Source organism: Acinetobacter sp. Leaf130 (assembly GCF_001423205.1).
In the GTDB taxonomy this organism is placed as follows: Bacteria; Pseudomonadota; Gammaproteobacteria; order Pseudomonadales; family Moraxellaceae; genus Acinetobacter; species Acinetobacter calcoaceticus.
In genome coordinates this window covers 2,179,784-2,194,602 of sequence record NZ_LMOE01000001.1, presented here as the reverse complement: position 1 = coordinate 2,194,602, position 14,819 = coordinate 2,179,784, and the positions used below count along the sequence as shown (strand labels likewise).

The 14,819-nt window shown below is 37.1% G+C and carries 13 protein-coding genes and 1 pseudogene; 6 read left to right on the top strand and 8 right to left on the bottom strand.

Going from position 1 to position 14,819, the window contains the following annotated elements; all coding sequences use genetic code 11:
• Positions 1 to 9: 9 nt before the first annotated feature.
• Genes ASF86_RS09940 through ASF86_RS09925 form a run of 4 tightly spaced genes read right to left on the bottom strand, consistent with a single transcriptional unit; the run spans position 10 to position 4,859 of the window.
• Positions 10 to 1,107, bottom strand: a complete 1,098-nt coding sequence (locus tag ASF86_RS09940) for an ABC transporter permease (protein ID WP_017391818.1) — start codon at positions 1,105 to 1,107, stop codon at positions 10 to 12.
• The gene (locus ASF86_RS09935) at positions 1,104 to 2,234 is read right to left on the bottom strand and encodes an ABC transporter permease (protein WP_155860160.1); all 1,131 of its coding nucleotides are present in this window, start codon (positions 2,232 to 2,234) and stop codon (positions 1,104 to 1,106) included. Before ASF86_RS09935 ends, ASF86_RS09940 begins: the two co-directional genes overlap by 4 nt.
• A 3-nt stretch (positions 2,235 to 2,237) precedes the next feature.
• Complete coding sequence (locus ASF86_RS09930) at positions 2,238 to 3,359, bottom strand: HlyD family secretion protein (RefSeq protein WP_017391820.1); 1,122 nt, start codon at positions 3,357 to 3,359, stop codon at positions 2,238 to 2,240.
• Positions 3,360 to 3,371: 12 nt separating this feature from the next.
• The gene (locus tag ASF86_RS09925) at positions 3,372 to 4,859 is read right to left on the bottom strand and encodes a TolC family protein (protein WP_056481542.1); all 1,488 of its coding nucleotides are present in this window, start codon (positions 4,857 to 4,859) and stop codon (positions 3,372 to 3,374) included.
• A gap of 385 nt (positions 4,860 to 5,244) precedes the next feature.
• Here ASF86_RS09925 and serC point away from each other — a divergent pair, with 385 nt between their 5' ends.
• On the top strand, positions 5,245 to 6,324 hold the full coding sequence (serC, locus tag ASF86_RS09920; RefSeq protein WP_005038821.1) for a 3-phosphoserine/phosphohydroxythreonine transaminase: 1,080 nt from the start codon (positions 5,245 to 5,247) through the stop codon (positions 6,322 to 6,324).
• A gap of 57 nt (positions 6,325 to 6,381) precedes the next feature.
• Here serC and ASF86_RS19800 read toward each other — a convergent pair whose 3' ends face one another.
• Together ASF86_RS19800 and ASF86_RS09915 are read right to left on the bottom strand one after the other, a co-directional pair.
• Positions 6,382 to 6,528: a hypothetical protein gene (locus tag ASF86_RS19800; RefSeq protein WP_005038822.1), complete on the bottom strand. Its 147-nt coding sequence runs from the start codon at positions 6,526 to 6,528 to the stop codon at positions 6,382 to 6,384.
• A gap of 33 nt (positions 6,529 to 6,561) precedes the next feature.
• On the bottom strand, positions 6,562 to 7,503 hold the full coding sequence (locus ASF86_RS09915; RefSeq protein WP_026056190.1) for a hypothetical protein: 942 nt from the start codon (positions 7,501 to 7,503) through the stop codon (positions 6,562 to 6,564).
• Between the two features lie 246 nt (positions 7,504 to 7,749).
• Between ASF86_RS09915 and ASF86_RS09910 the strand changes: the two genes are divergently transcribed.
• Positions 7,750 to 8,238, top strand: coding sequence for a YaiI/YqxD family protein (locus ASF86_RS09910; protein ID WP_016801978.1), 489 nt, complete (start codon positions 7,750 to 7,752; stop codon positions 8,236 to 8,238).
• Positions 8,239 to 8,245: 7 nt separating this feature from the next.
• Complete coding sequence (locus tag ASF86_RS09905; RefSeq protein WP_056481538.1) at positions 8,246 to 9,154, top strand: DMT family transporter; 909 nt, start codon at positions 8,246 to 8,248, stop codon at positions 9,152 to 9,154.
• A gap of 29 nt (positions 9,155 to 9,183) precedes the next feature.
• On the opposite strand, the pseudogene ASF86_RS20070 reads toward ASF86_RS09905, so the two are convergent.
• Positions 9,184 to 9,264, bottom strand: a pseudogene (locus ASF86_RS20070) (PilZ domain-containing protein); the annotation flags it as partial.
• A gap of 149 nt (positions 9,265 to 9,413) precedes the next feature.
• On the opposite strand from ASF86_RS20070, the gene ASF86_RS09900 reads away from it, so the two are divergent.
• The 3 genes from ASF86_RS09900 (at position 9,414) to ASF86_RS09890 (ending at position 13,844) form a co-directional block, all read left to right on the top strand.
• Positions 9,414 to 10,649, top strand: coding sequence for a lipoprotein-releasing ABC transporter permease subunit (locus tag ASF86_RS09900; RefSeq protein ID WP_056481535.1), 1,236 nt, complete (start codon positions 9,414 to 9,416; stop codon positions 10,647 to 10,649).
• A complete protein-coding gene (locus ASF86_RS09895; RefSeq protein ID WP_004643715.1) occupies positions 10,642 to 11,328 on the top strand; it encodes an ABC transporter ATP-binding protein in 687 nt (228 codons plus the stop codon). Before ASF86_RS09900 ends, ASF86_RS09895 begins: the two co-directional genes overlap by 8 nt.
• Before the next feature lie 83 nt (positions 11,329 to 11,411).
• Positions 11,412 to 13,844: a DNA internalization-related competence protein ComEC/Rec2 gene (locus tag ASF86_RS09890; protein ID WP_056481532.1), complete on the top strand. Its 2,433-nt coding sequence runs from the start codon at positions 11,412 to 11,414 to the stop codon at positions 13,842 to 13,844.
• Here ASF86_RS09890 and ASF86_RS09885 read toward each other — a convergent pair.
• The gene (locus tag ASF86_RS09885) at positions 13,797 to 14,780 is read right to left on the bottom strand and encodes a lysophospholipid acyltransferase family protein (RefSeq protein ID WP_005038832.1); all 984 of its coding nucleotides are present in this window, start codon (positions 14,778 to 14,780) and stop codon (positions 13,797 to 13,799) included. The two genes, ASF86_RS09890 and ASF86_RS09885, sit on opposite strands and share 48 nt — an antisense overlap.
• Between the last annotated feature and the right edge of the window lie 39 nt (positions 14,781 to 14,819).

Here is a 14,819-nt window from a genome sequence, read left to right as displayed (position 1 = left end):
TTTTTTATTTTATGAAGAAGATTTTTTAACAAGTCGATAATAAGCTAAGCACATTAATATTAATCCGGCTGTCGCAAGAAATATCAATTTTGGTACAACCGTTGCTAAAGGAACACCCATCTGATTAAGTTGTACAAACATTTGTACGGCATGTGTAGAGGGTAAACACCAAGCAAACCATTGTAACCACTCGGGCATGGCTTGATGAGGCCATGCAGCTCCAGTTAATAAGAATAAAGGTATAGAGCTAAACACAATAATATGTCCAGCACGTTCTGGCATATCTAAAAGTGAGCCAATCAGCATGCCTAATCCAATCACACAACTAACAAAAATAGGAACAGCGACTAGCAAACCAGTAAAATTCCCACCGTGCGGATAGTCATTGAACCACAAGGTAAAACCGAAAAGATAAAAACATCCTAAACAGCCAATGGTAAATATACTTGCAAAAATTCCAGCGAAGCGAACACCTGTAATTTTTTGGTGTTGTTCACGGTAGCTTGCGATTAGCATCGCTAAACCTAACACAATAGTTTGATGGATAATTAAACCTGCAACAGCTGGAAAAATATAACTTCCATATCCTGAAAGCGGGTTAAATAACGGGACTTGATGAATAGAAAGGGCCGGTTGGAAATGTGTGCGCTCTCCAAATCTTTCAATATATTCTTTTAATGTGGCTTCAATGGATGTGGCTAAACCTAAACCAATTTCTTTAGTTTTTAAAAAGTTTGTTGTGCTCAGATATAAGCCAATTCCGCCTGTTTCTCCTCGGCGTAAGCTTTGTGTTAAGTTGCTGGGTAAAAGTAAAATACCATCGGCCTTTTGTTCACGCACCATTTGTTCAGCTTGTAAGAAATTACTTGTAACGGTAACAATATGAACATGTGGACTATTTGCACTTTGGCCGATTAATTGAGAGGTTAATAGGCTTTGTTCTTCATCAACAATCACAATTGGAATTGATTCTGCACGCTCAGCTTTATAGGCAGTTGGATAAAAAAAGCTATAAAGAATGACCGATAAAATCAGAGTTGTGAAAACCGAGCTATTACTAACAATATCTTTAAATGTTTGCCCATAAGCCTTTAAAAACTCTTTCATGGAGTTGCTCCCCGAATTAATTTTTTAAGCAGTAGAGAACTTAAAAAGAAGTAAATAAGGCAGTAACCTATGAGTATTAAAAAGGGAGTCATTGAAATGAAAAGTGGACTACCAATCACCCATTGTTCGGTTTGCAGCTTGGCATAAGGTGTATAGGGGATAATGAGTGACCAAAATTTAGTGAAAATCGGTGCATTATTTAAAGGCAAAGTAACGCCTGCAAAACTTAAAGATGAGCCACCATAGACGGCAATAAAGCCAAAAGTTTTACTTAAATTCTTGGTCGCAAGAATAACGGTACTGCTAATTAAAGCATAGGCAAAATAAAGTAAGAACTGTGCGACCAGCAATAAACTTAAGGAACCCGCTACGAACCAGCCACGGATTTCAACTAGCCAAAACATCCATAACCATGTCCATACACAAAAAATAAGGCTATAGAGCAAATTTTTAGCCAATAAGCCTTGAATAAAATTTTCTCGGTTCACCCATTGAGTGAGGGTATTACGTTTTAGTTCTTGTCCAATTGCAAAAGCAACACAGCAGCATAGCAACAGATGCAATACGGCAGGAACCATAAATGGCTCTAAATAAAACTCATAGCTCATGCTTGGGTTGTAAAGCGTTGATACTTTTACATGAGCTGTAGGTACATCTAAATAGGGAATATTATTTGCAAGATAACTTTGGCCTGCATAGTCTGCTAAAGCATTGAGGGTACTTACCAGCATTGCTGAAGAAATCGTATTTCCCACGCTAAAGAAAGACTGGTTAAAAGCAATGCTGATTTGAGCATCTTGCGCTTTCACAAAGCGCTTTTCAGCACCGTCCGGAATGAAAACATAACCCCAGATTTTAGTTTCGTTAAGTAATTGTTCCGCTTCAGTAGAACTTGCCGTAATCGTTTTAATATCTACCGTATGATTCAACGAAAGATACTTTTCAATATTGCGGCTGAGTTCACTTTGGTCCTGGTCAATAATGGCAATGGGTAAATGTTCAGCTTTACCTGCGTAAAACATGCTGCTAAACAAAAAAATGATAAAAGCGGGGATAAGTGTCACCATGCACAAATCCCATTTATTGCTTTTTAGATAGTTTAGTTCGCGTAATATACTGGCAAACATAAGTTATTTTTCTTCTTTAATTTTAAATAGAACACTCATACCCACTTTTAAATCTTGCACTGGTTTTTCAGGTACAAGATGAAGTTTAAAGCTACGAATATCATAGCCTCCAGTTTGGCGAGTAGTTTTTATAGTGGCAAATTCACCTTCAGCATCAATATTCTTAATTTTAAAAGTCACATTTTGATTCAGTGCAGGAATAAAACCTTCAAGGGTTTTATTTTTATAAACAGAGGCATATTGATTTTCACCCACGTTTAAGCTGACCCATAAATCATCATCTTCTAAAATGCTGACAACAGGTACACCCATAGCGACTAACTCGGAAGGCTTCCCGTAAGTTTTTGAAATTGTACCGGAAATAGGAGAGAATAAACGTGTCTCAGCCTCAAGTGCTTTTGCTTCACCTACAGCTGCTTTTGCAATTTCAACCTGTGCATCTGCTGTAGATTTTTGTTGGCTCGTACTGCCACGTTTTGCACGTGCATATTGTTGATAAGAGGCTTCACTTAATTCTTGGGCAGAAGTTTGAGCCGCTAGCATTTCATCTCGTCTTTGACGAGAAATGACACCTTGTTTATATAAGTTTTCACCACGTTGGTAAGTGGTTTTTGCAAGGTTTGCTTGTGCTTTTGTGCTTTGCCAGTTGGCATAAAGAGTATCGATATTTTCTTGCTGAGAACCACGGTCTACCGTAGATTGAAATGCTAAAGCTGATTGTAAAGCTGCCAAGGCTTGTTGCTTTTTAGCTTCTATTTCTGGGCTAACCAAGCGAACAAGTGGCTGGCCTTTGGAAATTTTCTGGCCTTCTTGTACATAAATTTCTTCAATACGACTTGGAACTTTCGTACTCACGTGAATAGTTTCGGCTTCAACCCGACCTTGTAGTTCAATAGGCTTTGGCTGATAACTTTTCCATAAACCAAAAATAATTAAACCTAATAGGGCAATAATTACTAAGCCAATAATCAGTTTAAGCTTGGAGTTTTTAGGTGGTTGAGAGTCACCGTTATTTATGTTTGATTCAGGGGTGTCACTCGCTTGATCGTTTTTTTGAGATTGGTTAGTTTCTACCGTATCCGCAGCAAGAGAATCCTGTTCTGAATGAGATGATTCTTGATTCATTTTATACTCCTATTAACGGATATAGTCGGTATGTGGTTGATTAACGTAAGCTTTAAATTGATCAATTGAACCGTGACTTTGCAATAGAGTTGCGAGTGACATGACATATTTATAGGCATTTAAAGCCATTTCAGTTTTTAAAGCACTTAAAGCATTTTGTGCATCAATGACTTGGGTAGCTGTACCCATTCCTTCACGGAAAGAAAGCTCTTGAATACGTAAGTTTTCTTGAGCGGCATTTACGTTTCTTTGTAAGAGTTGATGGCTTTGCTGAGCAGAGTTGAGTTCGTTATATGACTTATTTAGAAGTGCCTCAATTTCTTGTTTAGTACGTTCGGTCATAAGTTCAGAGGCATAACGCTTTAATTCGGCGGCATGGATATTCTTATTTTTATCTACACCAGAGAATATGTTGTATTTTGCCATTACACCTACAATCCAGTTTTCATTTTCATCAAGGGCATATTCACCAAATGCAAAAAGACTTGGTTTTTTTGCGGCTTGTTGAGCTTGAATATTTACATTAGCCAGTTGGGTATCCATCTGCATTTTTTGTACAAGGCTAGATTTTTGCGAATAACTGGTTAAAAGTGATTCTAGAGACTGGCTTGGGGTGTTATTTACAAATAAGGGTGTACTTAAATCTACATTATTTTGTTGATGTAAAAGATTATTAAGGCTAAAGCGACTGGCATTTAAGTTGGCTTGAGTACTTTGTAAAGTACGTTCCGCATTATTACGCGCGACTTCAAACTGCATGCGTTGCCCTTTACTAATAAACCCTTGTTGTTCGAGCTTTAGGGCATTGCTGTAATGTTTTTGCATGGCATTAAAGTTGAATAAACTACTTGCTACCAGTTGCTGTTGTAATTGAACATTAAAATAACTTTGTACAACTTCAAACCGCTGTACATCTTGTTGTTGTTGACTTGAAAGTTCCGAACGCTGTGCTTGAATGTTGGCTATTTTTTTTGCACTACTGGTTAAGCCGCCTGTATATAGTGGCATAACGACCGAAATAGAAGGGCGTACAACCTGATCTTCTACAGTCAGATTCGCATAGTCGGGAAAGCGATTTATACCATCATGAATAGTTTGATTTGCACCTTCTTGAACTTGTCCAAGCACATCCGATGGAATGACATTGTTCCACTGTGAAAGTTTATCGTTGAACCCCTGACTTAAATCATTCTCAAGCTTTTGTTTAAAAGAGGCGAGGGGGACGTCTGTTTCGCTATGAAAGGCATATGCTCTAACATTTAAATCAACTCGAGGTAATCCGAGTCCTTTCACTGCTTCAGCTTCTAGTTGAGACGCTTGCTGCAAAGCCTGATTAGCTTGAGTGCTATATGAACTCTTCAAAGCTTGTTGTTCCGCTTCAGCATAGCTTAAGCTTTGAGCATATAAATGATTTGTGAAAAAAAGTCCTAAGGCCAAAGCAAGATGCTTGGGTTTAAAGAAAAAGGGGCAAATAGACTGTCTATATCGATGTACTGGCATTTTAAATAACAATTTCTGGCATCCCTTATAGTTTAAATTTCTTGTTATTAAATTCAATTATCATCTTGTTTCTTATACAGTTGTATAAAAACAAGATAGTTTAAGCTCCCTTTAATTCTTAAATATTATAAAGCCCATATTTTGTACTACATATCAAAGTATGTGAAATCATAATCACAAGTCAAGTTGATCTTTACTCAATGAAAATGTTTTAAACGGATAAAATCACAAATAAAAGCAAAGAAATAAATACAACAATAATTGAAAAAATGATCCTAAATACAGTCCAGCATTGAAATATTTACTTGAGAAGCTGCTGCAAGCTTAAGCAATCTGTGGTTAAATGCCATTTTTATTGTGTTTGACTTTATACAAGGGAAAAATCATGCGCGCGTACAATTTCTGTGCTGGTCCTGCTGCATTACCTACTGCCGTTTTAGAAAAAGCTCAACAAGAAATGTTGGATTGGCATGGTAAAGGTCTATCCATCATGGAAATGAGTCATCGTAGTGCTGACTATGTTGCTATGGCTGAAAAAGCTGAAGCAGATTTACGCAAGTTAATGAATATTCCAGAAAACTATAAAGTACTGTTTTTACAAGGCGGTGCGTCATTACAATTTTCTGCGATTCCTTTAAACCTTTTGGGTAAGAACAATAAAGCTGATTATATTGATACAGGCATCTGGTCTGAAAAAGCGTTAAAAGAAGCAAAACGTTATGGCGACATTAATGTTGTAGAAGCTGGTATTAAAGTAGATGGTAAGTTCGCAATTTCTGAACAAAGCGAATGGAATTTATCTGACGACGCAGCCTATGTACATTATGCCGATAATGAAACGATTGGTGGCTTACAGTTTGCAGGAATTCCTGATGTAAAAGCTCCACTCGTTTGTGACTATTCATCAAGTATTTTATCTGCTCCATTAGATGTGACCAAGTTTGGTTTGATCTATGCTGGCGCACAAAAAAATATTGGTCCTGCTGGTTTAACAATTGTCATTATTCGTGATGACTTACTTGATCAAGCTAAACCAGAAATTCCAAGCATCTTGAAATATGGTGACCAAGCGAAAAATGGTTCTATGGTTAATACACCATCGACTTATGCTTGGTACTTGTCTGGTTTGGTATTTGAGTGGTTGCTAGAGCAGGGTGGGGTAGATGCTATCCATAAAGTTAACCTTGCAAAAGCTCAGTCATTATATGGTTATATCGACTCAAGCGATTTCTACAATAACCCGATTGCAATTCCAAACCGTTCAATTATGAATGTACCGTTTACCTTGGCAGATGAAGCTTTAGAAAAGCAATTCTTAAAAGAAGCGGAAGCAAACCATTTATTAAACTTAGCTGGACATCGCTCTGTCGGTGGTATGCGTGCAAGTATTTATAATGCCGTACCATTAGAAGGCGTACAGGCTTTAATCAACTTTATGGATGATTTTGCAAAGCGTAATGGTTAAGTAAATCAAAAATAAAGCCCTCAAATGAGGGCTTTATTTTTGAATAAATTTTATAAACTAAAAAGGAACTAAACCAAACTGGTGCATGAATATGGCAGCTAAAAACATACCCAATACAAAAAAGCAAAACGCACCAGTATCGACCTTTACGCGCAGGCTACTAGATTGAATGAGGCTGGTAGTTTGTTCGGGTATAATCTTCATTCAATAACCTAATTATTAAAATATTAGTGAAATTCAATTAGTTTCACCCTTTTTAGCACAAATAGTCGCCTGAATCCAGATATTACCGCGAATATATTCGCCAATATTAAAGTTTTTATACAAATCGTTTTTGGTTGCAATGCGCACTAATATGGCAGGAAGATCATCTTCTAAAACCAAAGTAACATCATAAAGGGTATATTCTGCCCCCATAAATGTCATAGAAGTTTTGCCAACAATATTACCTTGGAACCATGCTTCATCTTCTTGACCAAGATTTTCACCATATAAATAAGCAACCATTTTAGAAAAATCAACGGTTACAGGTTCTTGATCTTCTGGAGTTTTTGGTTGCCATTCATTAATGAGTTCCTGTAAATTTTCAGGAGCAACACCATTATGTTCAGTCAAAATCGCATTTAATGCACGGTGATGTTTAATTGAGGCTGGGTCATCAACAACGATTTTTTCGCCTGCTGGAACAGGTTCTAATTCATAAGCCCATGCATTAAATTGAACTTGATAGTCTTTAGTTTTGTCATATTGACAAGAGTTAACGCTAAATAAATTATCAAATGCATAAACCGTTGTATCTTTATTTAGTTTTAAACTTAAAACAGCTTGTGTCGCAGAGTCACAAGTAATGATACGTTCAATTTTCGCATTATATTGATATGGACTTTCAAAACTTGGAAAGGCTGTTTTGAGTGCGCGAGGTTTCTGATTTTCAACCGCAATAATCTGGTTGATTGTAACTTTTTGGTTTTGTGGGCCTTGAATCAACCAAAAAGATTGATCCATATCTTCTTCATGTTCGCATAAGCCCATTGGCATTACGGGTGCATCAAGTGCTAGTCCTAACCATTTTGGTACATCTGTTTCAGGATGGGACGTCAATAGATTCCAATGTTCGCCATGACTACCAAAATTTTGGTCATTTACTTTAATAACTTCTGGACTGTTTTGATTTTTCATAAGCATGATGCTGTTGGGTTCACATTACTTGTTATATTAAATCGAGGGTGTTTGCTATTTTTCAAGTCACCATATGTAAATTCTCTTGTAAAAGCACATATTTAGTCATTGAAAGATAGATATTGCTGCTAATTATAAAATAAAAGGTAGATCTGGCTCTTAAAAAACTTAAACACTAAATTAAAAATAAGTTTAATGTTTATTACTATTCACCTTAGAAAAGCATCTGTTAGACTTATATTTTTAGTGGAAATAGAGAATAACTTGCTGCCATTTAAGCTATGGGTAGATGCAGATGCTTTACCAAGAATATTACGTGAAGTGATTTTGCGCGCATCAGATCGTTATCAGTTAGAAGTCATCTTTGTTGCTAATCAAAATGTTGGGATTACGCCTTCAGTTCGCATCAAGTCAATACAGGTTTTAAGTGGTGCAGATCAGGCCGACAAAGAAATAGTTGATCGTATGATTGAAAATGACATTGTCATTACGCAAGATATTCCACTAGCGGCTCAAGTAATTGAAAAGGGTGGCGTTGCTATTCACCCCCGAGGTGAGGTCTATACAACCGCTAATGTTAAAGCGCGGTTACATCTACGTGATTTCATGGATACGCTTCGTGGTGCGGGTGTGCAAACTGGTGGACCGCCACCTATTTCCGAACGGGATAAGCGTGAATTTTCGAGTGCACTAGATCAAACAATTTTAAAGCAAAAACGTAAAACAGCTAAGTGAGCATCGCATGCCATCGCAAACCAATTTGGCTTTAACCTATGCCTTGTTAGTGTTTATATGGGCAACAACTCCCTTGGCTATTGTTTGGAGTGTGTCCGATTTACATCTTATGTGGGCATTGTTGTTACGCTTTTTTATTGCGTTGCCTTTGGCCGTGACCATATTACTGATTTTAAAAACGCCTTTTCCAACTCATCGACAAGCTATTCATAGCTATGTTGCCGGATCTTTTAGCTTAATTGGTTCTCAAATTTTCACATATGCCGCTACCCAATATTTAAGTTCAGGCATGATTGCACTTATGTTTGGTTTAGCACCTATTATGGCTGGGTTGATTGGCCGTTTTGCATTTGGTCAGCAACTTTATAAGTTGCAATGGTTAGGTATGGCTATTGCCGTAAGTGGTTTAGCGATTATTTGCTTGAATGGATCGAATCAGCATGTGCATCCGTTTGGCATTGTTCTCATGCTGATCAGTGTTTTTGTCTATTCTTTTTCAATTTTCTGGGTTAAGAAAGTTAATGCACAGATCCAGCCTATGGCTCAGGCAACGGGCTCTATTTTAGTTTCTTCGATTTTGGCAAGTTGTCTTATTCCATTTATTTGGCAATATGCACCGACACATTTACCAGAGGCCAAATCTTTATTTGCCTTAATTTATACGGTATTGATGGCTTCATTAGTTGCCATGTTTTGTTATTTCAAGCTTATACAAAATATTCAGGCAACGACTTTATCTTTAACGACAGTTATTACGCCAATGTTAGCCATGATGATTGGAGCTGCTTTAAATCATGAACAACTTTCGATTATGGTTTTTGTGGGTGCTTTAATTATTCTGTTTGGACTATTTTTATATTTCTATAAAGACATTCAAGCAAATCGAAATTTTGTCCGACATATTAAGCCTAAATAGGAGAAGATTTGGGTAATTTGTTGAGCTTATTCATTAAATTGTTCTAATTCGTAGCGAAATGCATGATCAAATTGATCTCCCAACTTAAGTAGTAGAAAATAGCGCAGCAATATAATATTAGGATTGTTAAGGGAAGATCAGAACTTACTGATTTTTAAACCTTAATTCAGCATCTAACGATATGGCCAAATAGTAGATGTGGATGCGATTTGACATGAGCATCTGCTATTTCCCATCAATCACCTTGGATTTAGAAGGTATGTTTAAACCAATCTCACTGTATATAGGGTTGAGATATACTCGCGCAAGACGCAGTAATCATTTTATTTCTTTTATTGCATTGGTTTCGATGATCGGTTTGACACTAGGTGTCGCTGTGCTGATTACGGTACTTTCTGTGATGAACGGTTTTGATCGAGAGCTAAAAAACCGTGTTTTGGGAATGGTTCCGCAAGCTACAGTTTCATCTACACAAATCCTCACGGATTGGCCTGAACTGGTAAAACGAGTTGAACATCATCCACATGTAACTGGGGTTGCACCTTTTACCCAATTGCAAGGTATGTTAACCGCGCAAGGGCAAGTCGCTGGTATTATGGTGACAGGTATTGATCCAAAATATGAAAAGAATGTGTCTATTATTCAAAATCATATTGTTGCTGGTAGCTTAGATTCACTTAAAAAGGGTGAGTTTGGTATTGTTCTTGGTAAAGATATGGCCGATTCATTAGGCTTACGTCTAAACGACAGCGTGACATTGGTTTTACCTGAAGCAACGCCATCTCCAGCAGGTGTAGTACCTCGTTTCAAACGCTTTAAAGTGGTTGGTATTTTTAGTGTAGGCGCCGAAGTCGACTCTATGGTGGGTTATATCGCCCTATATGATGCGTCAACCCTATTACGCTTACCAGATGGTGCTCAAGGTGTCCGTTTAAAACTAGATGATATTTTTGCCGCTCCAAAAGTTGCGGATGACTTGGTAAAAAGTTTACCAAGTAATTTCTACGCGACGAACTGGACCTATACGCATGGCAATCTGTTTAATGCCATTCAAATGGAAAAAACACTAGTTGGTTTGTTACTTGTACTTATCATTGTGGTTGCAGCATTTAATATCGTTTCGTCTTTAGTGATGGTTGTTACTGATAAAAAATCAGATATTGCCATTTTGCGTACATTAGGCGCGTCACCATCGATGATTACTAAAATATTTATGGTGCAAGGCACCGTGATTGGTGTGATTGGGACAGTTGCGGGTACGGTTTTAGGTGTAATTTTGGCTTTAACCATTAGTGACATCATTTCATGGTTTAACAATGTGTTGGGCCTAAATCTATTTGATGCTTACTTTGTGCATTACCTACCTTCTTATTTAAGATGGCAAGATGTGACGATTATTGTGATTGTGTCTTTACTTCTAAGCTTCTTGGCGACTATCTATCCAGCGCTTCGTGCTGCCAAAGTTCAACCTGCCGAGGCATTGCGCTATGAGTAAAATTGTTTTAGAAGCGAAAGATATCTATAAACATTTTGATGATGGTAAATCTAAGGTTGAAGTCATTAAAGGTCTTTCTTTACAAGTTGAAGCAGGGCAGTTTGTTTCGATTGTTGGTGCGAGTGGTTCAGGTAAAAGTACTTTGCTTCATGCGCTAGGCGGTCTAGAGCAACCAACGCAAGGACAAGTATTTTTAAATGGTCAGCGTTTTGATAATTTAGGTGAAGCCGAGCGTGGTTTTCAACGTAACAAATACCTCGGTTTTGTTTATCAATTTCACCATTTGTTACCTGAGTTTACTGCGCTTGAAAATGTGGCAATGCCTCTTATGCTTCGCCCAGATAGCCAATACAAATCGGTAAAAGCACAAGCTGAATATTTACTAGACCGAGTGGGGTTATCTCATCGTATGGATCATCAGCCAGGTGAGCTTTCCGGCGGTGAGCGCCAACGTGTCGCTTTGGCTCGTGCTTTGGTCACTCAACCTGCGGTTGTTTTGGCTGATGAACCAACCGGAAACCTAGATCGTAAAACGGCTTTAGGCATTTTTGAGTTACTGACCGATCTTAAGAAAGAATTAAATATGGCGATGCTGATTGTGACTCATGATGAGCAGTTGGCTCAGGCAGCAGATTCAATCTTGCATATGGAAGATGGTCTTTGGGTGAGCGGTTCTTAAAAAATTGTCATTAAATCACATTGTTAAAGCCCACTTAGTTGGGCTTTAATTTTGCCCCTAAAAAGATAACGATATGATTTTAAATGTTAAAGCTTATTTTAGTGGGGTGGATTGTAGGTATTGCATTTATGGGAATAGATCTTCCTTTAATAATGCAATATGGATGGATTGGGAAAGTTGTCCTATTTATCAGCTTTATTTTTTATATTTTTAAGCAGCACATCGTTGTAAATCGTCCTCTATTAAAGGCAGGTTATTGTTTAATCTGTGGTCTAAGTCTTTTTATTATAGGTCATCAATATGCTCAGCATGCCTTAAATGAACGATTGCAACTACGGGAGATGCAACCTGAGTCTTTAGAGATTGTTGTTTATATAGACCGAATAAGCGAAGAAAAAGATAATAAGACACAGCAACTCGCTCAAGTTCTAGGGCAGTCATCCCATGTAGTCAATTGGTTATTATATTTAAAAAATGAAAATGAGAAGGCATTGATAGAGGGTCCAAAATTACAATTAGGCCACTACTATCGGATTTCAGGTAAAACTAGGCCAGCTCATAGTTATGCAGTATCAGGTGCTTTTGATCAAGAACAATGGTTCATTCAACGAAATATAATGTCAGGTTTCAGTGTTCAGCATATTGAACCTTTAAGCTCTGATGAAATTTATCGATTGGGTTATCAAAATCATTTACAACAGCAACAAAAGTTTTTTACTAGACAACAATTAAATATAGAAAAATTGCGCCTAAAATTTAGATTGATGCTAAAAAAATCTCCCTTACAGAACAAAGGACTGTTATTAGCACTTCTAACAGGAGATGAAAGTCTTTTAAATGAGGATACTAAAAATCAATTTAAACAGTTAGGAATCTCTCATTTGTTGGCCATTTCAGGGCCTCATGTCCTTATTTTTTCCATCATGTTGTCTTGGGGATTGCATCAATTAGTACGACGTTATTATCCGCAGATTTATTTGTGGCAACCCAAGCAAATATTGGCAATGATTCCGTTATGTTTTGGAGTTTTGATTTATACGGCTTTTGTAGGCTTTGAAATTCCAGCCTTAAGAACTTTACTTTCAGTATTTTTATTCGCCTTTTTATTATTGGTAAAACTACCTGTTAAGCCATTTTCCCTCTTGGTTTTCAGTGCAAGTCTACTTTTGCTTTTCGATCCATTTAGTGTCTTATCGGCAGGTTTTTGGCTCTCTTATGGTTCTTGCTTTATTTTATTACGCATTTATCAAACCATAGTACAGACTCCAAATCTTGCTTCAGTGAGTCTGCTATCTAGAATAATTCTTTTAAGCAAAACCCTCATTGAATCTCAGGGCAAAATATTTATCGCCCTATGTCCCTTAATGCTGTTTTTCTTTCAACAAATTTCATGGGTTGCACCTCTCACAAATATTATTGCAGTTCCTTTGCTAGGAGGAATTATTGTTCCTTTGAATATTTTTGCTGCATGTGTGTGGCTTATTTTTAATTCAATTGGAAATGCACTCTTTCAGATTAATGATATTTTGCTCAGTATAGTGCTGACATGTTTTAGTTTTTTAGAGAAATTATCCTTACCATTGCAAGGTTTTAGCCTGACACCACTTGCTTTATTGTGTCTTAGCTGTGTCATTATTATCTTATTTTTACCACGTGGTGTTTTACCGAAATCTTGGGGGCTCATATGTTGTTTACCCTTAATCATTCCAAATAAGTCATCCCAGCAAATCCAATTAAATATTATAGACGTAGGCCAAGGACAAGCGATTTTTCTACAACATCCAGAGCAGACATGGTTAATTGATACGGGTGGTTCTTATGATGAGAAGGCTTTCAGTATTGGGCAAAATGTAGTGATTCCATATTTACGTCAGAAAGGTATTAAACAATTAGATCATCTCGTGTTATCTCATCTTGACCAAGATCATAGTGGGGCATTTCCTTTTATCGCTCAGGCTTTTCCTATCAAACAAGTCATATCAAATGAGCTATGGGCAGAGAAGGTGAAAGAACCATTTACCTATTGTCATCAAGGGCAAAAATGGCAATATCCCCAGTTAGATATTGAAATACTTTGGCCTAAAGAAAATGATTTAAATTTAGTTCCTTCTAATCAAAATCAATATTCTTGTGTCGTTTATATTCATTTAAAACAAGTAAAGGGTTATCAAAATTATTTAATTATGGGGGATGCTGGATGGGAAGCAGAATATCAATTGATAAAAGAATATCCTGATTTAAAGGTAGATGTTTTGGTATTAGGTCATCATGGTAGTAAACATAGTTCTGCCTATGACTTTTTAGAGACTTTAAATCCCAAGCTTGTTGTTGCCTCTGCCGGTTTTAATAACCGATACGGTCATCCAAGCAAAGAGGTTTTAGCGAGAATACAAGCACTTAATATCCCTTTTAAAAGTACAATTGAGCAAGGAACATTAAGTTTTGTATCTCGCAATCATCAAATGATTTTATACACTCGACGTTTTGAGCGCACTTGGCTTCACAGAACTTTGTGAAGCTTCGGCTTTAAGTCTATCTACAATTTGAAGTGCTTCATTTGGATCAATATTGTAAATATTATCTAAAGCAGGATTTGCCTTAAAACGTTTATAGCTCCAGTGATAGTGTTCTGGATAACGCTGGATGAGTTGTTCAATAGCCTGATGAATGACATAAGTTCCATCATCCGCACTACCTTCGTAGATCTTCTCATCCATAGGTTCAATGTGCATCGTAAAGCCGTCATTTTCGTTACGAATTGCGTAAAGAAATAAAGCTTTTGCTTTAGTTTTTTGGATGAGCTTGGCACTTAAATTACTTGAGGCAAGTGGAACACCAAAATAGTTGATCATATCGCCGCCGATGTTGGGGGTATGGTCAGGTAAAATTACGGTGGTTTCACCTTGTTTTAAAGCTTTAAAAATTTGTCTTACACCAGTTTCATCGGTAGGCACCAAATTGGCTTGCTCACGACTACGTGCTTCTCGAACAAAACGGTCTGCATCTACATTTTTTACAGGCTTGTATAAAATTGTCATTGAAGTGAACTGTGAACACCAGGCATTCATGATTTCCCATGTGCCAAAATGTGGGATGATCATAACAAGCCCTTTTTTTGCTGCAAGGGCTTCGTGATAGTAATGTTCACCTTCAACATGATGAATTCTTTCGATATTCTTACTATTTGATGAACCCCAAATACTTAAAAATTCAAAGTATGAGGTGATTTCATTACGAATAGCTTGTTGCGTAATCTCTATTCGCTGTTGTGGCGTTAAATGTGGAAGGGCGATTTGTAGGTTTAGTTCTATACTTTTTGATGTTTTAGTAATTTTTAAAGTATTGATTAACCCTGCCAACATACGAGCAAAAAAACGTCCAAATTTAATTGGCTGGCGGCTAAAAGTTTTGAGTAGGAAATAGTTCATGCTTTTTATATCTAATTTGGTCATCTATCGCGGGAAAAGGAAGCAATAATTAAAAAAAGATAA